Source organism: Micromonospora sp. DT15 (assembly GCF_049841475.1).
Lineage (GTDB): Bacteria > Actinomycetota > Actinomycetes > Mycobacteriales > Micromonosporaceae > Micromonospora.
In genome coordinates this window covers 174555-199767 of sequence record NZ_JBNCKJ010000001.1, presented here as the reverse complement: position 1 = coordinate 199767, position 25213 = coordinate 174555, and the positions used below count along the sequence as shown (strand labels likewise).

General features: G+C 71.4%; 25 protein-coding genes and 1 pseudogene. 4 read left to right on the top strand and 22 right to left on the bottom strand.

Annotation, left to right across the window (positions count from 1 at the left end; all coding sequences use genetic code 11):
- Positions 1–65 precede the first annotated feature (65 nt).
- Positions 66–512, bottom strand: a complete 447-nt coding sequence (locus ACLQ3F_RS00965; protein ID WP_425846140.1) for a DUF4240 domain-containing protein — start codon at positions 510–512, stop codon at positions 66–68.
- 146 nt (positions 513–658) lie between these two features.
- Here ACLQ3F_RS00965 and ACLQ3F_RS00960 point away from each other — a divergent pair, with 146 nt between their 5' ends.
- The gene (locus ACLQ3F_RS00960; protein WP_425845137.1) at positions 659–1801 is read left to right on the top strand and encodes a sulfite oxidase; all 1143 of its coding nucleotides are present in this window, start codon (positions 659–661) and stop codon (positions 1799–1801) included.
- Between the two features lie 63 nt (positions 1802–1864).
- Here ACLQ3F_RS00960 and ACLQ3F_RS00955 read toward each other — a convergent pair whose 3' ends face one another.
- From ACLQ3F_RS00955 to proS, 12 genes and pseudogenes are all read right to left on the bottom strand, one after another.
- Complete coding sequence (locus ACLQ3F_RS00955; RefSeq protein ID WP_007075222.1) at positions 1865–2188, bottom strand: DUF2469 domain-containing protein; 324 nt, start codon at positions 2186–2188, stop codon at positions 1865–1867.
- A complete protein-coding gene (locus ACLQ3F_RS00950) occupies positions 2185–2997 on the bottom strand; it encodes a ribonuclease HII (RefSeq protein WP_357205579.1) in 813 nt (270 codons plus the stop codon). Before ACLQ3F_RS00950 ends, ACLQ3F_RS00955 begins: the two co-directional genes overlap by 4 nt.
- The gene (locus ACLQ3F_RS00945; RefSeq protein WP_425845131.1) at positions 2991–3476 is read right to left on the bottom strand and encodes an NUDIX hydrolase; all 486 of its coding nucleotides are present in this window, start codon (positions 3474–3476) and stop codon (positions 2991–2993) included. The genes ACLQ3F_RS00950 and ACLQ3F_RS00945 overlap by 7 nt, the downstream gene beginning before the upstream one ends.
- A gap of 47 nt (positions 3477–3523) precedes the next feature.
- Positions 3524–4159, bottom strand: coding sequence for a signal peptidase I (gene lepB / locus ACLQ3F_RS00940; protein ID WP_425845128.1), 636 nt, complete (start codon positions 4157–4159; stop codon positions 3524–3526).
- Positions 4160–4169: 10 nt separating this feature from the next.
- A complete protein-coding gene (gene lepB, locus ACLQ3F_RS00935; RefSeq protein ID WP_355005241.1) occupies positions 4170–5039 on the bottom strand; it encodes a signal peptidase I in 870 nt (289 codons plus the stop codon).
- Positions 5040–5222: 183 nt separating this feature from the next.
- The gene (gene rplS / locus ACLQ3F_RS00930; RefSeq protein ID WP_088991045.1) at positions 5223–5579 is read right to left on the bottom strand and encodes a 50S ribosomal protein L19; all 357 of its coding nucleotides are present in this window, start codon (positions 5577–5579) and stop codon (positions 5223–5225) included.
- A gap of 143 nt (positions 5580–5722) precedes the next feature.
- Complete coding sequence (gene trmD, locus ACLQ3F_RS00925; protein ID WP_425845125.1) at positions 5723–6496, bottom strand: tRNA (guanosine(37)-N1)-methyltransferase TrmD; 774 nt, start codon at positions 6494–6496, stop codon at positions 5723–5725.
- 11 nt (positions 6497–6507) lie between these two features.
- Positions 6508–7062 carry a ribosome maturation factor RimM gene (gene rimM, locus ACLQ3F_RS00920; RefSeq protein ID WP_357190112.1) on the bottom strand — a complete coding sequence of 185 codons (555 nt, stop codon included), beginning with the start codon at positions 7060–7062 and terminating at the stop codon, positions 6508–6510.
- The gene (locus tag ACLQ3F_RS00915) at positions 7062–7322 is read right to left on the bottom strand and encodes an RNA-binding protein (protein WP_186718042.1); all 261 of its coding nucleotides are present in this window, start codon (positions 7320–7322) and stop codon (positions 7062–7064) included. The genes rimM and ACLQ3F_RS00915 overlap by 1 nt, the downstream gene beginning before the upstream one ends.
- Complete coding sequence (rpsP, locus tag ACLQ3F_RS00910; RefSeq protein ID WP_396793425.1) at positions 7297–7809, bottom strand: 30S ribosomal protein S16; 513 nt, start codon at positions 7807–7809, stop codon at positions 7297–7299. The genes ACLQ3F_RS00915 and rpsP overlap by 26 nt, the downstream gene beginning before the upstream one ends.
- Positions 7810–8037: 228 nt before the next feature.
- Positions 8038–8659 (bottom strand): annotated as a pseudogene (locus ACLQ3F_RS00905) (DUF402 domain-containing protein).
- A 49-nt stretch (positions 8660–8708) separates the two neighbouring features.
- Complete coding sequence (gene proS, locus ACLQ3F_RS00900) at positions 8709–10115, bottom strand: proline--tRNA ligase (RefSeq protein ID WP_357201588.1); 1407 nt, start codon at positions 10113–10115, stop codon at positions 8709–8711.
- Between the two features lie 242 nt (positions 10116–10357).
- Here proS and ACLQ3F_RS00895 point away from each other — a divergent pair, with 242 nt between their 5' ends.
- Positions 10358–10954, top strand: coding sequence for a TetR family transcriptional regulator (locus tag ACLQ3F_RS00895; protein WP_425845122.1), 597 nt, complete (start codon positions 10358–10360; stop codon positions 10952–10954).
- Positions 10955–11251: 297 nt separating this feature from the next.
- Here ACLQ3F_RS00895 and ACLQ3F_RS00890 read toward each other — a convergent pair whose 3' ends face one another.
- From ACLQ3F_RS00890 to ftsY, 9 genes are all read right to left on the bottom strand, one after another.
- The gene (locus ACLQ3F_RS00890; RefSeq protein WP_425845120.1) at positions 11252–12331 is read right to left on the bottom strand and encodes an amidohydrolase family protein; all 1080 of its coding nucleotides are present in this window, start codon (positions 12329–12331) and stop codon (positions 11252–11254) included.
- 162 nt (positions 12332–12493) lie between these two features.
- Positions 12494–14053 (bottom strand): signal recognition particle protein, encoded by a 1560-nt coding sequence (gene ffh / locus ACLQ3F_RS00885; protein ID WP_112581984.1) that lies wholly within the window; start codon positions 14051–14053, stop codon positions 12494–12496.
- 114 nt (positions 14054–14167) lie between these two features.
- Entirely contained in the window at positions 14168–14824 is a 657-nt protein-coding gene (locus ACLQ3F_RS00880) for a response regulator transcription factor (RefSeq protein ID WP_357201579.1), read from the bottom strand.
- A complete protein-coding gene (locus ACLQ3F_RS00875) occupies positions 14821–15984 on the bottom strand; it encodes a sensor histidine kinase (RefSeq protein ID WP_425845118.1) in 1164 nt (387 codons plus the stop codon). The genes ACLQ3F_RS00880 and ACLQ3F_RS00875 overlap by 4 nt, the downstream gene beginning before the upstream one ends.
- Positions 15985–16292: 308 nt before the next feature.
- Complete coding sequence (locus ACLQ3F_RS00870) at positions 16293–18623, bottom strand: [protein-PII] uridylyltransferase (RefSeq protein WP_425845116.1); 2331 nt, start codon at positions 18621–18623, stop codon at positions 16293–16295.
- Between the two features lie 16 nt (positions 18624–18639).
- Positions 18640–18978, bottom strand: coding sequence for a P-II family nitrogen regulator (locus ACLQ3F_RS00865; protein ID WP_172862163.1), 339 nt, complete (start codon positions 18976–18978; stop codon positions 18640–18642).
- A gap of 25 nt (positions 18979–19003) precedes the next feature.
- Positions 19004–20416 carry an ammonium transporter gene (locus tag ACLQ3F_RS00860; RefSeq protein WP_355005252.1) on the bottom strand — a complete coding sequence of 471 codons (1413 nt, stop codon included), beginning with the start codon at positions 20414–20416 and terminating at the stop codon, positions 19004–19006.
- 275 nt (positions 20417–20691) lie between these two features.
- On the bottom strand, positions 20692–21555 hold the full coding sequence (locus ACLQ3F_RS00855; protein WP_425845113.1) for a phosphotransferase: 864 nt from the start codon (positions 21553–21555) through the stop codon (positions 20692–20694).
- 6 nt (positions 21556–21561) lie between these two features.
- On the bottom strand, positions 21562–22743 hold the full coding sequence (gene ftsY, locus ACLQ3F_RS00850) for a signal recognition particle-docking protein FtsY (protein WP_355005254.1): 1182 nt from the start codon (positions 22741–22743) through the stop codon (positions 21562–21564).
- Between the two features lie 181 nt (positions 22744–22924).
- On the opposite strand from ftsY, the gene ACLQ3F_RS00845 reads away from it, so the two are divergent.
- Positions 22925–24652 (top strand): alkaline phosphatase D family protein, encoded by a 1728-nt coding sequence (locus ACLQ3F_RS00845; RefSeq protein ID WP_425845111.1) that lies wholly within the window; start codon positions 22925–22927, stop codon positions 24650–24652.
- A 10-nt stretch (positions 24653–24662) separates the two neighbouring features.
- On the top strand, positions 24663–25103 hold the full coding sequence (locus tag ACLQ3F_RS00840; protein ID WP_357201565.1) for a MarR family winged helix-turn-helix transcriptional regulator: 441 nt from the start codon (positions 24663–24665) through the stop codon (positions 25101–25103).
- The last annotated feature ends 110 nt before the right edge of the window (positions 25104–25213 follow it).

Sequence of the window (25213 nt, the reverse complement as noted above, 5' to 3'; positions counted from 1 at the left end):
CGACCACCCGACGCCCTCGATGATCTGCTATGCCCGGACGTTGGGCCGACGCCTGACAGACCAGGTCACCACCACTGTTCGTTGGACCCGGTCTCGTAGTCGTACTCCTCGACGTGCTCCCACTCCTGCCCGGTCGCCTTCTGGTAGGCGTTGGACGGGACGTCAAGAAGCGATTCCGCGTGGGCGGCCTCGTCGGTGGTGAAGCGCGCGAACGCCGCCGGATCGACCAGTACGGCATCGAACGCCGCCGGTCCGGCCACCACCACCGCGCAACGGGCGTACAGGAAACTGTCATCGGACAGACGGTCGCCGCCGGGAAGGACGGTCTGAGCGAGCACCCGACGGTCCAGTTGGTAGAGCGTGAACGCGAGCGTCTCCGCGAAGCCGATGATCCGCTCCACCGGCTCTTCCGCCAGCACGGCGGTCAACCGCTCGTACGGCCCGTCGTCGTGCGCCTCGGGCCGGCCGCCCAGCACCGCGACGAGCCGCCAGAATTCCTCATCCGCAATCATCACAACCCTCAATGGTCACTCGGACGACCCGGTACCGACTCACCACCCCCACGCGGCCGTAGCTCCGGTGTCGTTCTCGGGCCGCCACGCAGGGCCTAGGCTGGGCCGCGTACGGCGGGTGCCGCCGTCGGTGCCGGGGAGGCCGCATGACCACTCTCGATGACCGGACGTCGTCCCTCACCGGGCCCACGGTGGCCGACGTGAGCGGCCCGTCCCGGCTCGCAGAGCCGGACGAGACGATCAGCGCCGAGGAGCTGCGACTCGCGGCCCGCAACCACGGCATCCCGTTGGAGGCGCTGCGCTACGACGTCACCCCGGCCGGGTTGCACTACCTGCTGATCCACTACGACATCCCGGAGCTCGACCCGGAGACGCACACACTGACCATCGGCGGCGCGGTCGACAGTCAGTTGACTGTCACCCTCGCCGACCTGCGCGAGCGGCCCCGCGTCACCCGGCAGGTGACCCTGGAGTGCGCCGGCAACGGGCGAGCCCTGCTGCACCCTCGACCGGTCAGCCAGCCCTGGCTGGTCGAGGCGGTCGGCAACGCGGAGTGGACCGGCACCCCCCTCGCTCCGCTGCTGCGGGAGGCGGGCGTCGACCCGGACGCGGTGGACGTGGTCTTCACCGGCGCCGATCACGGTGTGGAGCGTGGGATCGAGCAGGACTACCAGCGGGCGCTTCCGGTCGTCGACGCGCTGCGCGACGAGGTGCTGCTGGCGTACGAGATGAACGGCGCTCCCCTGCTGCCGCAGCATGGCGCGCCGCTGCGGCTGATCGTGCCGGGCTGGTACGGGATGGCCCACGTGAAGTGGCTCCACTCGATCGAGCTGCGGACCGAGCCGTTCGAGGGGTACCAGAACGCGGTGGCCTACCGCGTACGTCGCGACGCGGACGACCCGGGCGTGCCGGTCACCCGGATCGAGCCACGGGCGCTGGTCCGTCCGCCCGGCTTCCCCGACTTCATGTCCCGTCGTCGGGTGCTGCGACAGGGCCCGTGCACGCTGGATGGTCGGGCCTGGTCGGGGCACGCCCCGGTGGTCGCCGTGGAGGTGACCACCGACGGCGGGCGGAGTTGGGCGCAGGCCGAGCTGGACGCGGGGGACGCGGGGGACTTCGCCTGGCGGCGCTGGCGGCACGAGTGGGTCGCCACCCCCGGCCGGTACGTGCTTGGCGCGCGGGCGACCGACGCGTCCGGGCGGACCCAGCCGGTCGAGCAACAGTGGAACCGTGGCGGCTTCGCCAACAACATGGTGCAGCGGGTCGAGGTCGTGGTGCCGGCCGAGTGATCGGCGGCGGGTGTCAGGCCACGGGTGGGGGGCCCGTGGCACGGCCCAGCGGTTCGGGTGCGCTCAGCCGCCGAAGCCAGAGTCGGCGGGTAGTGAGATGTCGGGCTTCTCGAGCTCCTCGACGTTGACGTCCTTGAAGGTCATCACCCGGACGTTCTTCACAAAGCGGGCAGGACGGTACATGTCCCATACCCAGGCGTCGTGCATCTCGACCTCGAAGTAGACCTCGCCGTCGGAGTTACGCACGTGCAGGTCGACCTGGTTGGCCAGGTAGAACCGACGCTCCGTCTCCACCACGTAGGAGAATTGGCGGACAATGTCGCGGTACTCCCGGTAGAGCTGCAGCTCCATCTCGGTCTCGTACTTCTCGAGATCTTCCGCGCTCATCGCACTCCGCCTTCCATGGCCACATCTTCCCCCACCGGCGTCTGAGGCCGAGGCTGCTCGCCCAACGCCACGCCGACGGTACCCCCTGACGCCCACGAGCGCTCCATCGGCTCGTCCGGGCCGTGGCCGCCGGGCCGTCGGGCGCGCGGTGGCCGGCCGTCGCGGCCGGAGACCGCGGCGACATTGACGTACGAGAACCGGTGCTCCCGGCACGGCCCGTGCTCCCGCAGCGCGGCCGAGTGTTCCGGGGTGATGTAGCCCTTGTGCTCGGCGAAGCCGTACGCCGGGAACACCCCGTCCAACTCCACCATGAGCCGGTCCCGGGTGACCTTGGCCAGCACACTGGCGGCCGCCACACACGCGGCCACCCGGTCGCCCTTCCACACCGCCAGACCGGGCACGCCCAGGCCGTCCACGCCGAACCCGTCGGTCAGCACGTACTCCGGGCGGGTGGTGAGCGAGGCGAGCGCCCGGCGCATCGCGGCCAGGTTGCACACGTGCAGACCCCGGGCGTCGACCTCCTCGGCCGGGATCACCACCACGGCGTACGCGAGCGCGCGGTCCACCACCTCCGCGTACACCCGTTCCCGGCTGGCCGGGGTGAGCAGCTTCGAGTCGGCCAGCCCCTCGATCTCGCCGCGCCGCCCCTCGGGCAGCACCGCCGCGGCGGCGACCAGCGGGCCGGCACACGCCCCCCGGCCCGCCTCGTCGGCGCCGGCGACGTGCCGGAAGCCGCGCCGCTGCAACGCCCGCTCCAGGGCGTACAGGCCGGCCTCGCGGCGCACCACGGTGCGCGGCGGGGTCAGCACGACGCTCCGCCCTGGCCGGCGGCGGTCGACTGCCCCAGCCGGGTCAGCAGGGCGGGCAGTTCGGGCGGGTAGAACCGGTCACCGCTGGCCACCAGCTCGTCCGGAATCCACCAGCGGTGGTCGGCGATGCTGCGGCGCTCGACGTCGTTGAAGCCGGTGGTGTCCACCTGCCAGGAGTCCACCCGGAAGAGGAAGAAATCCTGCTCCTGGCGGTACCAGGTGCCGTCGAAGGAAAACTCGGTCGCATCGGCCCAGACCGGCTCGCCCAACTGGGCCGGGTCGAGCCGCAGGCCGGTCTCCTCGGCCAACTCCCGGGCCGCGCCCGCCGCCGGCGACTCCAACGGATCGAGCCCGCCGCCCGGAGTGAACCAGTATCGGTGCCCGGGTCGGGCCGGGTCGAAGCCCTCGAACAGCAGGACCCTGCCGGCCGCGTCGACGAGCAGCACGCGAGCCGCGCGTCGAGGGGTGTAGACGGTCACCGCACCAGCCTGCCAGACCGACGGCGGATCGCCCACGCCCCGTCGGCCTACGGCTTGGGAATGCCGTCGAACCCGTCGGGCACCGTCAGCCAGGTGGCCCGGTTGACCGGCCAGAAGACGGTGAACGCCCGCCCGACCACATCTTTCTCGGGGATGGTGGCCTCGGTGATGTCCTGCTGGGACTGCTGCCAGTGCTCCAGTGAGTCGCCGGAGGCGGAGCGGTGGTCGCCCATCACCCACAGCCGGCCCTCCGGCACGGTGATGTCGAACTCCTGATCGGCGGCCTTGTCGCGAATCCCGTCCATGGAGAAGATGTACGGCTCGTCCAGCGACTTGCCGTTGATCATCAGCCGTTCCTCGGGGTCGCAGCAGACCACGTGGTCACCGGGGATGCCGATCACCCGCTTGATGAAGTCCTCACCGTCGGGGTTGCCGCTCCACGCGGTCGGTGCCTTGAACACGATCACCTCGCCGCGGTGCGGTGACCGGAAGTCGTAGACCAGCTTGTTGACCAGCACCCGGTCATCGATCTTGAGAGTGTTTTCCATGGACGGGGAGGGGATGAAGAAGGTCTGCAGCACGAAGGCGCGGACCAGCACCGCGACCAGGATCGCCACACCCAGCAGGATCGGCAGCTCCTTCCAGAAGGAGCTGCGCGGCTTGTCGGTCTGCTCGTCAATCACGCAAAGGAGCCTACGTTGCCCGGCTGGACGGCACCGTCCGGAACGCGCGGGAACCACGCAGCGCGGCTGCCAACGGAAGCATCAGCAGCACACCGCCCTGCGGAGTCGGTCGCGCCGGAGTCGCACCGGGGGACGCCGTGGCCGGCCCGGAGACGTCCTCGAACGTGGACGGCACCGACAGCGCGCTCCACCGCGACGACGGCCAGACCACCATGAAGGCTCGGCCGACCACGTTGTCGATCGGCACCGGCCCCTGGCAACGCGCGTCCTGGGAGACCTCACGGTGGTCACCCATCACGAAGATCTGACCGGGTGGCACGACGATCTCGTCGAAGCGCCGGGAGCGACACTCCGCCGGGTTGGGTGGCAGGTCCAGGGGTGAGTCCCGCAGGACGTACGACTCGTTGAGCGGGACGCCGTTGACGGTCACCCGGCCCTGACTGTCGCAGCACTTGACCCGGTCACCGGGCAGACCGATCACCCGCTTGATGAAGTCCTTCTCACCGGGGCGGCTCACCCCGACCAGATCGCCGACGGTGCGGGCGAGCCGGCCGCCGACGCCGGGCTTCGGCTGCTCGTCGACCTGCGGCGCCCAGCGGTCGGTGCCCCGGAAGACCACCACCTCGCCGCGCAGCGGGTCACGAACGTCGTAGACGACCTTGTTGACCAACACCCGGTCACCGACGAGGAGGGTGTCCTCCATCGAGCCGGACGGAATGAAGAACGCCTGGAGCAGGAAGGTGCGGATCAGCACCGCGAGGCAGAACGCGACCACCAGCAGCAGCGGCAACTCCTGCCAGAGCGGCATCTGCCGGCGGGTGCGGCGAGCCCGTCGGCGCCACGGATCGACGGTGCCGTCCTCGTCAAGCGTCTGCACCACGCCACTCCCCGGTCCGCAGAAAACACCACCGCCCGGGAGCCTCGTCGAGGCCCCACGGGCGGTAGTGGACAACTACCCGCCACCTGGGCGGGATCGCCGCCTCGCTGCGCCCGTACCGACCAGCGTAGTGCGCTCTGGTCGGTACGGCATACGCGCAGCTCGGGCGGCGTGGCGAGCGGGAAGTCAGCTGGGCTGCTTCTCCCGCTTCTCCTTGATCTTGGCCTTCTTGCCGCGCAGCTCGCGCAGGTAGTAGAGCTTGGCGCGACGCACGGCACCGCGGGTCACGACCTCGATCCGGTCGATGCCCGGGCCGTTGAGCGGGTAGGTCCGCTCGACGCCGACACCGAAGCTGACCTTGCGGACCGAGAAGGTCTCGCGCAGACCGTCACCCTGGCGGCGGATCACGACGCCCTGGAAGATCTGGACACGGGACCGGTTGCCCTCGACGACGCGGGCGTGCACCTTGACGGTGTCACCGGCCCGGAAGTCGGGAAGGTCGGTCCGCTTCGACTGGGCGTCAAGGGCGTCCAGGATGTTCATCGCTGCGTCCTCGTAAGGCTCACGGCGCACCGTCACTCGGTGCGCGGGTGGGTGATTCTGATTCCCGGGTGGTGATCGGCGGACCGACCCCGGTCGGGGATCCTCGCAGCCGACCGCGGGCGCGGACGGATGCGGCAACCCCCCTACTTTGCCACATCCCCCGGTGGAGATTGAAATCCGGCCTGGTCCAGGGCCGCGATGTCCCGTTTGTCGAGCCGATCGGCCGGCAGCGCGGCCAGCAGATCCGGCCGGCGGGCGGCAGTGCGCAGCAGACCCTCCTCGCGCCGCCAGCGGGCGATCTTGCCGTGGTCACCGGAGCGGAGCACGTCCGGCACGTCGTGCCCACGCCAACTCGGCGGCTTGGTGTAGATCGGCGCCTCCAGCAGCCCGTGCGCGTGCGACTCCTCGTCCAACGAGCCAGCGTTGCCCAGCACCCCGGGCAGCAGCCGGGTGACCGCTTCCAGCATCACCAGGACCGCGACCTCGCCGCCGAAGAGCACGTAGTCACCGAGCGAGACCTCGGTGACCGGCATCCGGGTGGCGGCGTGCGCCAGGACCCGCTGGTCGATCCCCTCGTAGCGGCCGCAGGCGAAGAGCAGATGGGACTCGGCCGCCAACTCGTACGCCATGGCCTGGGTGAAGGGGGCACCGGCCGGCGACGGCACCAGCAGCCGTGGCGGCGGGGCGTCGAGCGGCGCGAGGGCGTCCAGTGCCTCACCCCACGGCTCGGGGCGCATCACCATTCCCGGCCCGCCCCCGTAGGGGGTGTCGTCGACGGTGCGGTGCACGTCGTGGGTCCAGGTCCGCAGGTCGTGCACGGCGAGTTGGAGTACGTTGTTGGCCCGCGCCCGTCCGATCAGCGACAGGTCCAGCGGGGCGAAGTACTCCGGAAAGATCGACACGACGTCGACGCGCATGCGGGCTGGTCCTAAAGGTCGAGCAGTCCGGCTGGCGGGTCGACGATCACGCGTCCGCCGGCCAGGTCGACCTCCGGAACGATCGCCCGGACGAACGGGATCAACGCGGTACGCCCCTCGGGGCGCCGCAGCACCAGCAGGTCGGACGAGGGCGCGTGGTCGATGCGGGCGACCTCGCCGAGGCGTTCGCCGGCCGGGGTCACCACGGCCAACCCGACCAACTGGTGGTCGTGGAACTCCTCCGGGTCGTCCGGTGGGGTCACGTCGGCGCTGTCCACCACGAGCAGCGTCCCCCGCAGCGCCTCGGCGGTGTTGCGGTCCGGGATGCCCTCGAACGCGATCAGCACACGGCCCTGGTGGAAGCGGGCTTCCTCGATGGTCAGCTCCGCGGGAACCCGGAACGGCACCCCGGGCTCATCGCTGGCTGGCGGGGGCGTCGCCCCCGGCTCAGTGCGCAGCACTGTGCCGGGGGCGAACCGTGCCTCGGGCTCGTCGGTCCGCACCTCCACGGTGACCTCACCGCGGACACCGTGCGGCTTGCCGATCCTGCCGACGACGAGCTGCATCAGTACGAGTCGACGATGTCGACGCGAACCCCGCGCCCGCCGATGGAGCCGATCACCTGGCGCAGCGCCTTGGCGGTCCGGCCGGACCGCCCGATCACAGTGCCGAGGTCCTCGGGGTGCACGCGGACTTCGAGCCGCTTACCCCGACGGGAATCGACCAACCGCACCCGGACGTCGTCCGGGTGGTCGACGATGCCCTTGACCAGGTGCTCCAACGCCGGACGCAGTGGCATGTCAGGCCTGCTCACCGGCGTCGGCAGCGGCCGGCGCCTCGGCCTTCGGAGCCTCGGCGGCCGGAGCCTCAGCCTCGGTCTTCGGCGCCTCGGCAGCCGGAGCCTCGGTCTTCGGAGCCTCGGCAGCCTTGGCGGCCTTCTTGGCCGGCTTGGCCGGGGTCTCCGGGGCGAGCCCGGCAGCGGCCTTCGCCTCAGCCTCGTACGCCGCCTTGCGGTCGGCCCGCTCGGGGGCGACCAGGAGCGGCGGCGGGGCCGGCAGGCCCTTGTACTTCTGCCAGTCACCGGTCAGCTCCAGCAGACGCTGCACCGCCTCGCTCGGCTGAGCGCCGACGGACAGCCAGTACTGGACCCGCTCCGACTTGACCTCGATGATCGAGGGGTCTTCCTTGGGCTGGTAAACCCCGACGAACTCGATCGCCCGACCGTCACGCTTGGTGCGCGAGTCGGCGATGACGATGCGGTACTGCGGGTTGCGGATCTTGCCCATCCGCAGGAGCCGGATCTTTACGGCCACAGTTGTTTCGCTCCTGTTGCGATCTCACCGGCCCAGGCGGGCGGTGTGCATGGGTGAGCGCCGACCGGACCCGTGGGGTTGGGCCGGAGACTACTCGGTGGACTGGCGACGTGCCCGGGTTAGAGGGCGCCGGACGCGCGCCGGATACCAGCGACCTATTCTGCCAGATCCGATGCCGATCTTCCGCATCGGACCCGTACACCGCGTTGCCGGTGCCCTCGACACCGCTCAACGCACCGGCGGACGATCCCATCCCGGTGGCAGTTTGTCCGGTATGCCCCAATCCGGCGGGGGTGCGAAATCACACCAGGTGCCGTCGAACGGGAACTCGCCAACCTCGGCGAGCGCGATCACCCGCTCCCCCTCGGCGCGGACCGCCTTCTCGTCGGTCACCCAGTAGTCGGCGCCGAAGGCGAGCCGCTCGACGAACTCACCCTCGTCCTTTCCACTCCCAGCTGTGGTCCGGCCACACCACCACGTCCAGGTCCTGGTCCACCACGTCGACGCCGGCCACTGGGCCGTCGTCCCAGCGGACACCGGGCTCCTCCAGGTTGACGTACCAGTGGGCGAACCGGCCCTGTGCGTCGGAGAACCACCAGACGGAGTGCGCCGCCCCCGTGGGCAGGAACTTCAACAGCGGCGGGCCGTTCCAACGCCCGTGCGCCAACCGGTAGGTCGACGAGATCCACTGGGCGAAAGGCATGGCCCGCATGTTGAGCCCGGCCTCGGTCACCTCGTGGGCCACCGGCGAGTCCCGGGCGATCCAGACCAGCAACCCTCGATCATCGTCGCTGACCACGCGGGCCGGCCGGACCCACCCGATCCGGCCGTGCCGCACGTTCCGATGCATGATCAGCCGACCCGGCTCGAACCGGTCGACGGGGTCGCCCGGCCGCACCTCAGTAGGCGCGGGCGAGGATGGCGACCAGATCCGGCTCGTCCTCCGAGTCCGGTACCGAACCGTCGGCGCGCAGCAGGCAGCGCACAGTGACGCCCTGACCGTTCGCCTCGGCCTCACCGGCCACGCCGACCGCCGACCACGGCACCTTGGCCCAGCCGGTGGCCGCCGCCTCGATCGCCTCGGCCAGCGTCGACACCTCGACGGTGCGCGACTCGCGGTGCGCGAGGGCCTGGTCGTGCAGCACCTGCTGGTCGGTCTCCAGGGCGGCCAGCACCGCGGTGACCACGTCCGCCACCGGCGTCGGGGTCTTCGAACCGTCGGTCCGACGTACCACCGTCGCGTTGCCCACGGCCAGGTCACGGGGGCCCACTTCGACGCGTACCGGATAGCCACGCAGCTCGGCGTCGACGGCCCGGCGGCCGAACGGGGTGTCGGTTCGGTCGTCGAGCGCGACCCGGACACCGGCGTCGCGCAGGCCGTCGCGCAGCTTGGCCGCCGCCTCGCCGACGCCGTCGCCATCCTTGACGATCATGACGTACGCCTGGATCGGCGCGAGCCTCGGCGGCACGCGCAAGCCGTTGTCGTCGCCGTGCGCCATGATCAGGCCACCGAGCATCCGGGTGGACGTGCCCCAGGAGGTGGTCCAGGCGTGCTCCCGGCCGCCCTCCTTGGAGGAGTAGCTGATGTCGAACGCCTTGGCGAAGTTCTGGCCCAGCTCGTGGCTGGTGCCCAGCTGCAACGCCTTGCCGTCGCCCATCATGCCTTCGCAGGTGTACGTGGCCGTCGCCCCGGCGAAGCGCTCACGCTTCGTCTTCAGACCGACCACCACCGGAATGCCGATCACGTTGACCATCAGGTCCTCGTACGCCTCGTGCAGGATCCGCCGCGCGTACGCCCGGGCGTCCTCACGGGTGGCGTGCGCGGTGTGCCCCTCCTGCCAGAGGAACTCGCTGGTACGCAGGAAGATCCGCGGACGGAGCTCCCACCGGACCACGTTCGCCCACTGGTTGAGCAGCAGCGGCAGGTCCCGGTACGAGTCGATCCACTTGGCCATGAACTCGCCGATGACCGTCTCGCTGGTCGGACGCACCACCACCGGCTCGGCCAGCGGCTTGCCACCACCGTGGGTGACGACCGCCAGCTCCGGCGAGAAGCCCTCGACGTGCTCCGCCTCACGCTTGAGGTAGCTCTCGGGGATGAACAACGGGAAGTACGCGTTCTCCGCACCCGCCGCCTTGATCCGAGCGTCCATCTCAGCCTGCATACGCTCCCAGATGGCGTAGCCGGCCGGTCGGATGACCATGGTGCCGCGAACCGGGCCGTTGTCGGCCAGCTTCGCCTTGGCGATCAGGTCCTGGTACCAGCGGGGAAAATCCTCCGCACGGGGAGTGAGCACGCGTGCCATGACCGCACATCCTATGCGCCGCTCGTCAGGGCGGTGCGCTCGGGCGCGGCATCGTCGGCCCCCGCCGCCATGTCCTTCCCCCATCCGCACGCCCGGGGAGCGGCTCCCACCCCCGGGCCCGAGGCCCCCGACCCGGCACGCCAGGCCGCGAACCGGGTGCGCCGGGTGGCCCGACACCGGCAGCTGACCCGGCTCGATCGTCGACCGGTCCGGCCGACACGCCGGCCTACACTTCGACCACCATGATTGAGCAGAGGGACCCCACCCCGGTACGGACCGGCATCGTCGACGCCGCCCGCGCGCTGACCGTCGCGACCGGATGGGACGGAGTCCGGATGGGTGCCGTCGCGAACACCGCAGGGGTGAGCCGACAGACCGTCTACAACGAGTTCGGCAGCAAGGCAGGGCTGGCCGAGGCGCTCGCCCGCGCCGAGGTGGACCGGTTCGTCGGCGCCGTCCGGGCCGCTCTGCTCGCCCACGACACCGACGTGCGGGCCGGCGCGTACGCGGCCATCGCAAACACCCTCACCACGGCAGCGGAAAACCCGCTGATCAAGGCGATCGTGACCAGCGCCCGGGGCGGCTCGGACGAACTGCTGCCCTACCTCACCACCCGGGCCGAAGTGGTGCTCACCGAGGCGTCCGGCGCCCTGATCGACTGGGCCGGCGACCACCTGCCCGGAGCGGACCAGGCCGCGCTGACCTTCGCCGCCGACAGCATCGTCCGCCTGGTGGTCAGCCACATCGTGCTTCCCCGCGAACCGATCGAGCAGACCGCCACGGCCCTCGCCGACCTCGCCGTACGCCTCTTCAGCGCCGCCGCCCGCCCACTCCCCTGACCCCACCCCCGCCCCGCCCTCGCGCCCCGCGCCCGCGCCCGCGCAACTTCCCGGATGTTGCGGCCTCAGGTGAGCAAGAGGCAGCAACATCCCCGATGTTGCGGGGATCTTCCTCCTCGGGGCCCGCCTGATCTCGCTACCAACGCCAAGATCGCGCTCGATCATGGATGTAGTGGCATCCTCCAACGCGGAGGCCACTACATCCTGGTTCGAGCGCGATCTTGCGACACGGCCGGCTCGGCCCGGCCGGCTCGGCCGGCTCGGCTCGACCCGGGCGGTGTGGCGCTCGCGGAGGGGTCAGCGGATGACGCGGCCGCGAAGGATGGTGCGCGACGGGGCGCGGACGACGCGCAGGTCACTGCGGGGGTCTTCGGGGTAGACGGTCAGGTCGGCGAGGCCGCCTTCGACCAGGCCGGCGAAGCCGAGCCACGCGCGGGCGCCCCAGGAGGCGGCGGCGAGGACGTCGACGGGTGCCATGCCGGCCCGTTCGTGCAGCAGCAGCATCTCCTCGGCGGCGAGCCCGTGATCGATGCCGCCACCGGCGTCGGTGCCCACGTAGATGGGTACGCCCGCCTCGTACGCGGCACGCACCACCTCGGGGAAGCCGTCGCGCAACGCGAGCATGTGGTCGGCGTACCCGGGAAACTTGCTCCGCGCCTGCTCGGCGATGCCCCCGAAGGTGGCAATGTTGATCATCGTGGGGACCAGGGCGGTGCCCTGGCGGGCCATCTCGTCGATCAGGTCGAGGCTGAGCCCGGTGCCGTGCTCCACCGAGTCCACCCCGGCCCGCACCATGATCTCGACGGCCGACTCGGAGAAGGTGTGCACCGCGGCGCGTACCCCGGCGTCGTGCGCCGCCCGCACGGCGGCGGTGAGGGTGTCCGCGTCCCAGGCCGGCGCCAGGTCACCGACGCCACGGTCGATCCAGTCGCCGACCAGCTTGACCCAGCCGTTGCCGGCCCGTGCCTGCGCGGCGACAGTGGCGGCCACCTCGGTCGCGTCGACCTCCACGCCGATGTCGCGCAGGTAGCGCTTCGGCGGGGCGACATGCTGGCCCGCGCGGGCCAGTCGCGGCAGGTCCGGCTCGTCGTCGAGTTCGGGGTACGGGTACGGCGAGCCGGCGTCCCGGATCGCCAGCACCCCGGCGTCCCGGTCGACGTGGGCCAACGCGCGGGCCTGGTCGAGCGAGGTGATCGGGGCGCCACCTCGGGCGATGCCGATGTGGCAGTGCGCGTCGACCAGCCCCGGCAACACGAAGCCGCCGTCGACGACGGTCTGGGCATCGGGTACGGGGCTGAAGGTCACCCGGTCGCCGACCAGCCAGAGATCCCGGACCTCGTCGTCGGGGAGCAGCACGCCGCGCACATGAAGAGCCATGCGCACAGTCCTACCCGATCACTCCCCGCCGGGGGCGAGCAGGTCGTTCTTCCGAGCGGTCAGGGCGGGCAGGGAGTCCTCCACCGGGACGGGCGACCGGCCGGCGTGCCTGCGGCGGATGACCACCACGTCGGATCAGTCGCCCGCCGTTACCGACACACGTCAGCGCGGGCCCTTGTCGCCGCCCTTGCCGAGCTTGTTGAAGTCGATCTTCGGAAGCTTGAAGCCGGGCGGCAGGCCCTGGCCGCCAGCGAGGTCGTTCGGGTCCATCCCCGGCGGGAGCTGCGGCATGCCGCCCGGGAAACCGGCGGGCATTCCGGCGCCGGCGCCGGTACGCGGACGACCGCCGCCCTTGGTGCCCTTGCGCTTGTTCTTCGGCGACTTGGTCGCCTTGCGGCGGCCACCGCCGGGCAGGCCCATCATGCCGCCCATCTGCTTCATCATCTTCTGCGCGTCGGCGAAGCGGTTGAGCAGCTGGTTGACGTCCATCACGGTGACGCCCGACCCGTTGGCGATGCGCGCCCGGCGGGAACCGTTGATGATCTTCGGGTTGGTCCGCTCGCCCGGGGTCATCGACCTGATGATCGCGGTGACCCGGTCGAAGTGACTGTCGTCCAGATCGGCGAGCTGGTCCTTCATCTGCCCCATGCCCGGCATCATGGCCAGCACGTTGGCGATCGGGCCCATCCGCCGCACCGCGATGAGCTGGTCGAGGAAGTCGTCAAGGGTGAACTGCTCACCGCCCATCAGCTTGGCGGTCATCTTCTCCTTCTGATCGGAGTCGAAGGCCTGCTCGGCCTGCTCGATCAGAGTGAGGACGTCGCCCATGCCGAGGATCCGGCTGGCCATCCGGTCGGGGTGGAAGACGTCGAAGTCCTCCAACTTCTCACCGGTGGAGGCAAACAGGATCGGCTGCCCGGTGACCTCGCGGACCGACAGCGCGGCACCACCACGGGCGTCGCCGTCGAGCTTGGAGAGCACCACACCGGTGATGCCGACGCCGTCGCGGAACGCCTCGGCGGTGCGGACTGCGTCCTGACCGACCATCGCGTCGATGACGAAGATGACCTCGTCCGGCGAGACGGCGTCGCGGATGTCGGCGGCCTGCTGCATCATCTCGGCGTCGATGCCGAGGCGGCCGGCGGTGTCGACGATGACGATGTCGCGGGCGGCGCGCTTCGCGTGCTCGATCGACGCGCGGGCCACCTGCACCGGGTCACCGGTGCCGTTGCCGGGCTCCGGGGCGTACACCTCGACACCGGCCCGGCCACCGAGCACCTGGAGCTGCCCGACGGCGTTGGGGCGCTGGAGGTCGGCGGCGACGAGCAGCGGCTGGTGCCCCTGCCCCTTCAGCCAGCGGGCCAGCTTGCCGGCGAGGGTCGTCTTACCGGAACCCTGGAGGCCGGCCAGCATGATCACGGTCGGCGGCTGCTTGGCGAACTGGAGCCGCCGGCCCTCGCCGCCGAGCACGGTGATCAGCTCTTCATTAACGATCTTGATGATCTGCTGGGCCGGGTTCAGCGCCTGGGAGACCTCGGAGCTGCGGGCCCGCTCCTTGACGGCCGCGATGAAGCCCTTGACCACCGGCAGCGCGACGTCCGCCTCCAGCAGCGCGAGGCGGATCTCGCGCGCGGTGGCGTCGATGTCGGCGTCGGTGAGCCGCCCCTTGCCGCGGAGCTTGGTGAAGATCCCGGACAGGCGGTCACTCAAGGTGTCAAACACGCGAACATCCCGTTTGTCAGTGTTCCGGCGGGCACAACGCGGCCGGCACTGCGGAGTCCGGCCACCGCTAGGGTAACCGCCCGGCCGTAGGGCCGCTGTCGCCCGGCCCGGGCCTCACCCCGACACCAACCCCGACTGGTACGCGAACACGACGAGCTGGGCCCGATCCCGGGCTCCCAGCTTGCCCATCGCCCGGCTGACGTGGGTCCGCGCGGTCGCCGGGCTGACCACCAACCGTGCGGCGATCTCCTCGTTGTTCAGGCCCTCACCGACCAGGCCGACGACCTGACGCTCCCGATCGGTCAGCGCCTCCAGTCGCGGGTGCGGACGAAGCACCCGGGACGGCCGGGTGGCGAACTCCCGCACCACCCGACGGGTCACCGACGGCGACAGCAGCGCCTCCCCCTCGGCGACGAGCCGGATCGCGCGCAGCAGCTCAGTCGGTCTGGTGTCCTTGGTGAGGAACCCGCTCGCACCGTGCCGCAGCGCGTCGAAGACGTACTCGTCCAGCTCGAAGGTGGTGAGCACCACCACCCGCGTGCCGGTCAGGTCGGGGTCGGCGACGATACGGCGGGTCGCCTCGATGCCGTCGATGCCGGGCATCCGGATGTCCATCAGCACCACGTCCGGCCGTTCCCGACGAGCCAACTCGACCGCCCGCAGCCCGTCGGACGCCTCGCCGGCCAGCGCCAGGTCGTCCTCGCTCTCCACCAGCGCACGCAGCCCGAGCCGGACCAGATCCTGGTCGTCGGCGATCAGCACCCGGATCACGTGGTCGGCTCCACGGGCAGCCCGGCGTACACCCGGAACCCGCCCCCGGCGCGCGGCCCCGTGGTCAACCGCCCGCCCAGCGCCGCGACCCGCTCGCGCATCCCGGCCAGACCGTGGCCGCCCTCGCCGTCGGCCGGAGTCGTCCCGGCGCGGGCGGCACCTACCCCCCGGTCGGTGACCTCGACTGTCACCTCGTCGACCCGGTAGTCCACTGTCACCTCCGCGCTCGCCACCCCCGCGTGACGCAACACGTTTGTCAACGCCTCCTGCACCACCCGGTACGCGGCCAGGTCGACCGCGGCCGGCACCTCCCTGGGCTCCCCGACCACGCGTACCTCGACGGCGAGCCCCGCCCCGGCCAGCCGGTCGCGCAGCGCTGGAAGCCGGGCCAGGCCGGGTACCGGCTCGCGCTCGGCGCCCCGCCGCACCGCACCCAGGGTGACCCGCAGCTCGTCCAGCGCCTCGCGGCTGGTCCGGCTGATCGCGGTCAGGGCCACCTCCGCCTGCTCCGGCCGCTTCGGCAGCAGGTGCAGGGCGATCTCCGCCTGCATGCTGATCGCGGCCAGCCCGTGCCCCACCACGTCGTGCACCTCCTGCGCGATGCGCAGCCGCTCCTCGTCGGCCTGCCGTCGCGCCTGCTCAACTCGGCTGCGGGCCTCTTCGGCACGGGTACGCGCGGTCGCCTCACGGCTCACCCGCACCACCACCCCCACCGCGAACGGTACGACCACCCAGGCGGACGCGGGCAGCACTCCCGTCCAACCCGGCGCGGGCCCCCGCCCGAAGAAGACGTGCGCCAACAACAGAGCGAACGCGCCGCCGGTGGCGAGCGCCGCCGGTCGCACCGGCAGCCACACGGCCACGGTGTAGACCGCAACGAGGAACGTGACCAGGATCGGCCCGTACGGGTAGCCGATCAGCAGGTACGTCGAGGTGGCCACTGTGACCACAGCGAGGGCGGCGACCGGAGCACGCCGCCGCACCAGCAGGGCGAGCGCCGCGACGGCGATCAGCACCCGACTCACGGCGTCCACCGGCCTCGACCCCGGCTGGTTGTCCCCGGCCAGGCCGGTGGCGAGCAATCCGAACCCGAGCAGCACCAGGGCGAGCACGGCATCCGCCGCCACCTCCGGCCACCGCCACTGCCCGCCTCGCCGCATGGCCGTCATTCTGCCCGCGCAGACACCGCTCGACGTGCGTCCACGAGCGGCACCGCCCCTACGCCCCCCGACGTACCCCCACCCGCGCCCTCCGCCCTCCGCCCTCCGCCCTCCGCCCTCCGCCCTCCGCCCTCCGCCCTCCGCCCTCCGCCCTCCGCCCTCCGCGATCTTGCACTTTGTGTCGTCACTACGCCGCTTTTGCGTGGTATGCGAGGACACAAAGTGCAAGATCGACGCGGGAGTGCGGGGCGGGGCGGGGTGGGAAGGCCGGGCGGGAGGGCAGGGCGGGGCAGGGCGGGGTGGGGCGGTTAGACGGCGGCTAGGACGGCGGCTTCCAGGCGGGCCCGGGTGGCGTCGTCCGGCCAACCGCCCACCAGGTAGAAGGCGTCGACCACGTCGGCGCCGAGGGTGGAGATGCGGGCCGCGCGTACCAGGGCGCCGGCCTCGTCGAGAGCGCAGGTGACTCGGTAGAGCAGCCCGGCGGCGTCGGCCGCGCGCAGTTCCAGCAGTACGGCGTCAGTGGCCGCCTCGCGGTGCCAGACCACTCGTGGAGCCGCGCCGCCGCCACGGCTGGCGAGCGCACGACTTCGCAGCCGTTGGGTGACCGACACGTCGCCGGCTACCGCACGGCGCAGGTCGGCGCGGAGCGGGACCGGGTCCGGCGGAAGGCCGTAGCGGGGCTGCACCCGGCACTCGACCAGGGCCCGGCCGTCGACGGCGGAGGCGTCCGCGGAGATCACCTCCAGCCGGTGCAGGGCCAGGCAGCCGGCCACAGTGGCGAGCAGACCCCGTCGGTCGGCCGCCGCGACCGACACCCGGTCGCCGGTCAGGTGGACGACCGGCAGGGGCCCGGCCAGCAACTCCGGGTCCGGGGCGGGTGGCTCGGGGAGTACGCCGGTGTCCAGCGCGGTGCGGACCCGGGTGACCAACTCGGCGACGAGTCGGCCCTTCCAGTCGGACCAGGCCGCCGGCCCGGTCGCCGCCGCGTCGGCGCGGACCAACGCGTGCAGCACGTCGAGGGTGCCGGTGTCGCCGACCGCCTCGGCCACCGAGGCGATGGTGACCGGGTCGCTCAGGTCCCGGCGGGTGGCCACGTCGGGCAGCAGCAGGTGCAGCCGGACCAGCTTGCCGATCAGCTCGACCTCGGCGGTGGGCAGACCGACCCTGGTGGCAACCGCCTGGGCAACCGGCACGCCGACGGTGCTGTGGTCACCGGGGAGTCCCTTGCCGATGTCGTGCAGGAGAGCGCCGAGGAGCAGCAGGTCCGGGCGCTCCACCTCGCGGGCGTGCCGGCTGGCCTCGTGCGCGGTCTGCACGAGGTGCCGGTCGAGGGTGAAGCGGTGCACCGGGTTGTGCTGGGGCAGGCTGCGCAGCCGGGTCCACTCGGGCAGCCAGCCGTCGACCAGCCCGTACCGGTCGCAGGTCTCCCAGGCCGGCACCAGGCCGGGACCGGCGCCCAGCAGGGTGATCAGCGCGGCCCGGGCCTCGGCCGGCCAGGGGGCCGGCAGGGGCGGACAGTACGCCGCCAGCCACTCGCACGTGGCCCGCGCGATGGGGATTCGGGTCGTGGCCGACGCGGCGGCCACCCGCAGCGAGAGGCTCGGGTCGGGGCGTGCCCCGATCGCCGTGCGGGCGAGCACCAGCTCGCCGTCGTGTTCGACCACGTCGCGGGCGACCGGGCGGCGGGCCGGGCGGCCGTTGCCGCCGCGGGAACGGCCGGAGCGCAGCCGGTCAGCGGCCCGGAAGGCGTCGTCCAGGGCGTGGCTGACCGTGCGGGCGTCACCGGCGACCCGACGCAGCAGCACATCGCCGTCGTGCACCACGGCTCCCGGCCGCCCCTCGGCGTCGGACGCGCCGGGCTGGAGTTGTCGCAGGCCGAGCAGGTTGGCCACTCCGTCGCGCTCCTGGGCGACCAGCCGGTCGACCCGTCGGCCGACCTGCTGGTGCAGCGCGTCGCGGGTGTCCAACAGGTGCAGGTGAGCGGCGCGTACGGCAGGACGCAGCGCGTCGGTGATGCCGGCGGCGGAGATCGCCCGCAGCAGCCCCACGTCGCGCAGACCACCGGCGGCCTCCTTGAGGTCGCCCTCCAGCAGGAACGCCAGCTCACCGTGGGCCTGCCAACGGGCCTCGGTGACCTCGCGCAGGCCGGCAAGGTGCCGGACGGCGGTACGCCGCCAGTGATCGGCGGCGGTGCGGATCAGCGCGTCGGCCAGCGCCTGGTCCCCCACGATCAACCGGGCGTCGAGCAGCCCGAGGGCCACCTTGACGTCGTCCTGGGCCACCGAGAGCGCCTCGGCGACGGTGCGTACGGAATGGTCGAGCCGCAGGCCCGCGTCCCAGATCGGGTACCAGACCGAGGCGGCCAACTCGTCCGTGCCGGGCACCCCGGCGTGCACCAGCACCAGGTCGAGGTCGCTGTACGGAGCACACTGCCGCCGACCCAGGCCCCCGACGGCCAGCAGTGCCACCCCGTCCCGCGGCGGCAGCAACCCCCGCAGGAACGAGTCGTAGGCCGCGGCCCGCCCCCGCCGGGCCGCTTCCCCGATCCCCCCGGGAACGCCGACGACCTCGTTGATCAAGAGGTTCGCGTCGCCGTCATCGGCGGGTCCTGACGCGTTCTTCTTGATCAACGAGGTCATGTCAGTTGTGGCCGCGTCAGAGTGCGTCGAGGCCGCGTTCGCCGGTACGTACCCGGACGACCTCTTCGACACCGGTGACCCAGACCTTGCCGTCACCGATCTTGCCCGTGCGGGCCGCTCCGACGATGGCGTCCACCACCTTGTCGACGTCGATCTCGTCGGTGAGCACCTCGACCCGGATCTTGGGCAGGAACTCGACCGTGTACTCGGCACCCCGGTAGACCTCGGTGTGCCCCTTCTGCCGTCCGTAGCCCTGAACCTCGCTGACGGTCAGCCCGGCCACCCCGAGGGCGTGCAGGGCCTCCTTCACCGCGTCCAGTTGGTACGGCTTGATGACTGCGGTCACCAGCTTCATGTCCAACCCCTCCATCCCAGGAACGTTAACCGGCGACCTTTTCGCTGACCGGCTCGGCGGGCTCCGCCTCCGGCTTGGCACCACTCGTCGTGCCGCCACCGGGCGTGCCGATGCCGGCCATCGCGAATGCGCCACCCGTGCCGCCACCGGCTGGGGACAGGTCGTAGCTGCTCTCGGCGTGCTCGGCGATGTCGATGCCCTCGACCTCGTCCTCACCCTTGACCCGGAAGCCGATCGTCTTCTCGATGACGAAGGCCAGCACCCAGGCGATGCCGAACGACCAGACGGTGACGATCAGGCCGGCGAGGGCCTGCCGCCCGAGTTGGGTCGCGCCGCCGCCGTAGAAGAGGCCGTCGGAGGCACCCACCACGTCGCTGATCGCCGCGTTCACCGAGTTGGTGGCGAAGAGACCGAGCCAGAGCGAACCGATCCAACCACCGACGAAGTGCACGCCGACCACGTCGAGCGAGTCGTCGTAGCCGAGCTTGTACTTGAGGCTGATGGCGAGCGCGCACACCGCGCCGGCGACGACGCCGAGCAGGACGGCCGCCCAGGGGGCGATGAACCCGCAGGCCGGGGTGATGGCGACCAGGCCGGCGACGGCGCCGGACGAGGCACCGACCATGGTCGGCTTCCGGTCCTTGATCCACTCGACTGCGATCCAGCCGAGCACCGCAGCCGCCGTGGCGAGCTGGGTGTTGATGAAGGCGAGGCCGGCGACCGAGTCGACGGTCAGCTCGGAGCCGGCGTTGAACCCGAACCAGCCGAACCACAGCAGACCCGCACCGAGCGCGACCAGCGGGATGTTGTGCGGCTTCATGCCCTCCCGCGGCCAACCGAGCCGCTTGCCGAGGACCAGGGCAACAGCCAGGGCCGCCGCACCGGCGTTGATGTGCACCGCGGTGCCACCGGCGAAGTCCAACGCGTGGATGTCAGCGCCGATGATGCCGCCGCCCCACACCCAGTGGGCGACCGGGAAGTAGACCAGGGTGGCCCAGCCGAAGGCGAACAGCAGCCAGCCGGCGAACTTGGCCCGGTCGGCGATGGCACCACTGATCAGCGCGACGGTGATCACCGCGAAGACCATCTGGAAGGCCATGAACACGTAGAGCGGAACCCCGATGCCGCTGGGGTTCTCCGCCGTGGCGCCCCACAGGTCGGTTTCGGCGAGGAAGGTCTTGGTGCCGAGGTACGCGCCCGGGTCGCCCCAGAAGCCGTTCACGTCGGTCCCGAAGGCGACGCTGAATCCGTAGAACCACCACAGAATAGAGATGAGCCCGATAGCCGAGAAGCTCATCATCATCATGTTGAGTACGCCCTTGGCCCGGTTGAGGCCGCCGTAGAACAGCGCCAGTCCGGGGGTCATGAGCAGCACGAGCGCGGTCGAAACCAGCAGCCACGTGGTATTGGCGCCGTCGATCGTCGGTGCTTCAGGCACGCTGGCCTCCTAAAGGTGAAGTCCTCCTTCGCGGCTTTCCGGGGCAGCGTCGCCCGTAGGCCGGTTGCGCGGAAGCTTCGCGGCCGCCTGTTTCACTTTGGGTCCCGTGCGGGTTTCCGTTTCGTGACGGGTTGTTTCGGACGTGTCACGAACTCCGCACAGTCGTCAGCATGGACGATTGTGGATCGACCGGACGGCGATCGTCGATGGCTGACCGGTCAACGGCATCGACCGGTGCGCGCGACGCGCCCGGCCGAGCATCGCCGGACCGGCGCTCAGCGGAGGGCGTTCTCCAGGGTGTGCCGCTCGTAGTCGAGCAGTCGCAGATCACGCATCGGTCGACGCAGGTGGCCCTTGTGCACGATCCGGACGAACGCCGGCTCACCGGCGGCGGCCATCCGGCGGATCCCCTCGACGTGGTCCACGATCCGTTTACGGATGGTCCGGATCAGCCGGTGCCGGTCCCGGGGGATCAGCCCGTACGCGTCGGCGAAGAGCCGGAGGCGGCGAGGGCGGTCCGGGTTCGTCCAGCCCAGCGTGATCGAGTCGCGGTCCGCGAAGATCGGCACCCAGGTCCAGGCCGCGTACGCCACGTCGTAGATCCGCGCTCCGGGCGAGGCGAGGTCGAAGTCGATCAGCCCGAGGGTGCCGTCCGGACGCCAGATCACGTTGTGCGGCGCGGCGTCGTGGTGGCAGATCACCTCGGTGTCCGGCGGTGGGGGCCCGAACGAGCGCCAGACCGCCGCCTGCGGAGGAGTGAAGCCGTACTGCGCGTCGTGGAACATGCGCAGCATGGTGGCGACGGTGACCAGGGCCTCGTCGGTCACCCAGTGCGGGGCGAGCGGATATTCTCCGCACTCCCCCTCCAGGTACGACAGCACCTCACGGTTGCGCTCGTCCATCCCGAGGGCCCGGGGGGCTCCGGTGAACCCCACGTACTCCAGGTGGCGCAGCAGCGCGTGCACGGACGGGGTCCACGGCCCGGCGTTGCGCCGGACCGTGTCACCCACACGGACAACGGTGCTCACGTTGCCGCCGTGCAGCGGGATCTCCTGCGAAGTCACGTACGGTCTCCCGAGGCGCTGCGAAGGATGGCCGGGGTCACGCCAGCCCGCGTACGCGCGATCGTCAGTGGTCACCCGAGACTACGCGTCCCGGCCGGTGGCCTCGGTCCCCAGCAACGCGTCGACGAACTGCGCCGGGTCGAACGGGGCCAGGTCGTCCTTGCCTTCGCCCAGGCCGACCAGCTTCACGGGGATGCCGAGCTTGCGTTGCACGGCGATCACGATGCCGCCCTTGGCGGTGCCGTCGAGCTTGGTCAGCACCACGCCGGTCACGTTGACCACCTCGGTGAAGACCCGGGCCTGCTCCAGGCCGTTCTGCCCGGTGGTGGCGTCCAGGATGAGCAGTGTCTCGTCGATCGGGCCCTGCTTCTCCACCACGCGCTTGACCTTGCCCAGCTCGTCCATCAGGCCGATCTTGTTTTGCAGACGGCCGGCGGTGTCGATGAGCACGGTGTCCACGCCGGTGTCGATGCCGCGCTTGACGGCGTCGAACGCGACGCTGGCCGGGTCGGCTGCCTCGGGCCCCCGCACGGTCTCCGCTCCGACGCGCGAGCCCCAGGTCTCCAGTTGGTCGGCCGCGGCGGCCCGGAAGGTGTCCGCAGCGCCGAGCAGCACGCTGCGACCGTCGGCCACCAGCACCCGGGCGATCTTGCCGCAGGTTGTGGTCTTGCCGGCGCCGTTGACGCCGACGACGAGGACCACCGCCGGCACGCCGTCCTTGGGGGCGGTCCGCAGCGAGCGGTCCAGGCTCGGGTCGAGCGCGTTGACCAGCTCGGCGGCGAGCAGTGCCCGCAACTCGGAGGCCGAGCGGGTGCCGAGCACCCGGGTGCGCTCGCGAAGCCGGTCGACGATGTCGCGGGTGGCGTCGACGCCGACGTCGGCGGTGATCAGGCTGTCCTCGATCTCCTCCCAGACGTCCTCGTCGAGGTGGTCACGGGCGAGCAGGCCGAGCAGGCTCTTGCCGAACACGTTCTGTGAGCGGGACAGCCGCGAGCGGAGACGGACCAGCCGCCCGGCGGTCGGCTCGGGCACCTCGACCTGCGGTTCGAGCACCGGCGGCGGCTCGACCAGGACGCCGGTGGACAGATCGGACTCCGGTGCCTCGACCGGCGGGCCGGCGAGATCCTCCTCAGCCCTGGTGTCGACCTCCGTGCGTGGCAGCGGGGGCTCGGGTCGTCGCCGCAGGCGCGGCACGACCAGCCCGACTGTGCCGGCGATCAGCACACCGAGCAGGACCAGAGCGAGGACGAGATATTCGGCCATGCCGGAATCCTGTCAGATGCCGGCGGCGGCGTCCCAGCCACCGCACCCCGAGCCGTGCACGGAGTCTCAGCCACCGCCCCCCTGGGCGATGCCCAGCATCTCAGCCACCGCCCTGGGCGGTGCCAAGCATCTCAGCCACGGCCCGCAGCCGGTGTCCGGAATCCGGCGGTAGGCTCGCGCCATGTCCGCCGCACACCTCCTCATCGGCCCACTCCTGCGGCGAGTCGTGGACACCCGGGCCACCATCTGGGTAGAGACCGCCGGGCCCGCCGTGGTCACCGTCCGTACCGCCGACGGCGCCACCGGCACCGCGCCCACCTTCTCGGCGTACGACCACCACTACGCCCTCGTGGTCGTGGAGGGGCTCACCGCGGACAGCGAGACCACCTACGAGGTGCTCGTCGACGACGAGCTCGTCTGGCCGGTGCCGAGCAGCGGGTTCCCGCCGAGCGTGATCCGCACCCGGGCTGCCGACGACCGGGACCAGCCGGTCAATTTGATCTTCGGCTCGTGCCGGGAGACCACCCAGCACGCCACCACCCGCAAGCTGCCACCTGACGCGCTGGACGCGTACGCCCGGCGGTTGATGGCGGACCCGGAGTCGAACCCGTTGCCCGACCTGCTGGTGCTGCTCGGTGACCAGGTCTACGCCGACGTCACCTCGCCCACTGTGCGCCGGCTGCTGCGTCGACGGCGGCGGCGGCCGAAGGGCGCGCCGGCCGACCAGGTGGTGAGCTTCGACGAGTACACCAAGCTCTATCTGGAGTCCTGGCGTGATCCGGAGATCCGCTGGCTGCTCTCCACGGTGCCCAGCGTGATGATCTTCGACGATCACGAGATCATCGACGACTGGAACACCTCGGCGGCGTGGCGGGCCGACGTACGCGAGCAGCCGTGGTGGGCGGAGCGGATCGGCAGTGGGCTCGCCTCGTACTGGGTCTACCAGCATCTGGGCAATCTCTCCCCAGACGAGATCGTCGCCGATCCGGTCTTCGCGAAGGTCGCCGCCGCCGAGGACGCCACCAGCGTGCTGCGTGAGTTCGGCCACCGGGTCGACCAGGAGTCCGACCTGGCGCACGACACCGAGCGCTGGCGCGCGGTGCAGTATCAGTGGAGCTTCGCGCTGGATCTGGGCCGGACCCGGCTGGTCATGCTGGACAACAGGTGCAGCCGGGTGCTCGAGCCCAACAGCCGGGCGATGCTGCCGCCCGGCGAGTGGGCCTGGTTCCTCGACCAGGCGCACGGGGTCTACGACCACCTGGTGGTGGGCGCCTCGCTGCCCTGGCTGCTGCCGCAGGGCATCCACCACATCGAGGCGTGGAACGAGAAACTGGCGGACTCACGCCGACCGTGGGTGGCGCGCGGGGCGGAGAAACTGCGGCGTGCGCTGGACCTGGAGCACTGGGCGGCGTTCCGGCGGTCCTTCGAGGCGCTCGCGGAGACGTTCGCAAGGATCGGCACCGGCACGCCGCGGCAGTCCGGCGCGCGGATCGGGGCCGGCCCGGCGTACGCCCCACCGGCGTCGATCAGCGTGCTCTCCGGTGACGTGCACCACTCGTACGTGGCGCGGGCCCGGTTCGCGGACCCGGCGGTGGTCACTCCGGTGCACCAGCTCACCTGTTCGCCGATCCACAACCAGGTGCCGGCGGGCATTCGCCCGCTGATGAAACTGGGCTGGTCGCCGGGTCCGGCCGGGGCCACCCGGGCGCTGGCCCGTTCGGCGGGCGTACGCCGGCCGGGGGTGCGCTGGCGCAAGCTGGCCGGCCCGTACTTCGGTAACGCGGTCGCCACTCTGACCCATCAGGGGCGCGGGGCGGACGTGGTCATCGAGGGCACCACGAAGGACGGGCACCTACGCCCGGTGATGCGGCGTCGACTCTCCGGCGACGGCGAGCCGGCCGCGCCGTAGTCTCTACGCCGTGGACGAGCACCTGCCGGAGCCGATCCGGGCGGTCGAGCACGAGTTGACCGCTCTGTTGCGCCGTGGGCGGGCGGTCTCCTGGGAGATTGCCCGGGAGGTGCACCCGAATCTGGAGCCGAACACCTACGGGTTGTTGCTGTGGTTGCGGCGTAGCGGGTCGATTCGGTTGACCGAGTTGGCGGCGCGGCTGGGCGTGGGCAAGGGCACGCTGAGCCGGCAGATCAACGCGTTGGAGGTCCTCGGCCTGATCCACCGCGACCCCGATCCGAGTGATCGGCGGGCCGCGCAGATCAGCATGACCGAGGAGGGGCAGCGCCGGTTCGACGTTGCCCGTTCGGCGCGACTGGGCGAGTTTCTGCGCGCCCTGGACGGTTGGCCGGAGCGGGACGTCGAGGAGTTCGCCCGGCTGCTCGGCCGGTTCAACGACTCCTGGCAGTAGGCATCGCGACGGGGAATAGCGAGCCGGTCCGACAAGTTGTTGCTTCAGGCAACCAAGGCATACGGTTGCCTCAGGCAATTCTCAGGCGGCCCACGCGTACCAGTCCGTCG

Bases quoted from the DNA above. Each gene is read 5' to 3' on its own strand.
- ACLQ3F_RS00965 (WP_425846140.1), bottom strand. From the start codon at position 512: ATGATTGCGGATGAGGAATTCTGGCGGCTCGTCGCGGTGCTGGGCGGC.
- ACLQ3F_RS00960 (WP_425845137.1), top strand. From the start codon at position 659: ATGACCACTCTCGATGACCGGACGTCGTCCCTCACCGGGCCCACGGTG.
- ACLQ3F_RS00955 (WP_007075222.1), bottom strand. From the start codon at position 2,188: ATGAGCGCGGAAGATCTCGAGAAGTACGAGACCGAGATGGAGCTGCAG.
- rplS (WP_088991045.1), bottom strand. From the start codon at position 5,579: ATGAACATCCTGGACGCCCTTGACGCCCAGTCGAAGCGGACCGACCTT.
- trmD (WP_425845125.1), bottom strand. From the start codon at position 6,496: ATGCGCGTCGACGTCGTGTCGATCTTTCCGGAGTACTTCGCCCCGCTG.
- rimM (WP_357190112.1), bottom strand. From the start codon at position 7,062: ATGCAGCTCGTCGTCGGCAGGATCGGCAAGCCGCACGGTGTCCGCGGT.
- proS (WP_357201588.1), bottom strand. From the start codon at position 10,115: ATGGCACGCGTGCTCACTCCCCGTGCGGAGGATTTTCCCCGCTGGTAC.
- ACLQ3F_RS00895 (WP_425845122.1), top strand. From the start codon at position 10,358: ATGATTGAGCAGAGGGACCCCACCCCGGTACGGACCGGCATCGTCGAC.
- ACLQ3F_RS00890 (WP_425845120.1), bottom strand. From the start codon at position 12,331: ATGGCTCTTCATGTGCGCGGCGTGCTGCTCCCCGACGACGAGGTCCGG.
- ACLQ3F_RS00875 (WP_425845118.1), bottom strand. From the start codon at position 15,984: ATGCGGCGAGGCGGGCAGTGGCGGTGGCCGGAGGTGGCGGCGGATGCC.
- ACLQ3F_RS00870 (WP_425845116.1), bottom strand. From the start codon at position 18,623: ATGACCTCGTTGATCAAGAAGAACGCGTCAGGACCCGCCGATGACGGC.
- ACLQ3F_RS00865 (WP_172862163.1), bottom strand. From the start codon at position 18,978: ATGAAGCTGGTGACCGCAGTCATCAAGCCGTACCAACTGGACGCGGTG.
- ftsY (WP_355005254.1), bottom strand. From the start codon at position 22,743: ATGGCCGAATATCTCGTCCTCGCTCTGGTCCTGCTCGGTGTGCTGATC.
- ACLQ3F_RS00845 (WP_425845111.1), top strand. From the start codon at position 22,925: ATGTCCGCCGCACACCTCCTCATCGGCCCACTCCTGCGGCGAGTCGTG.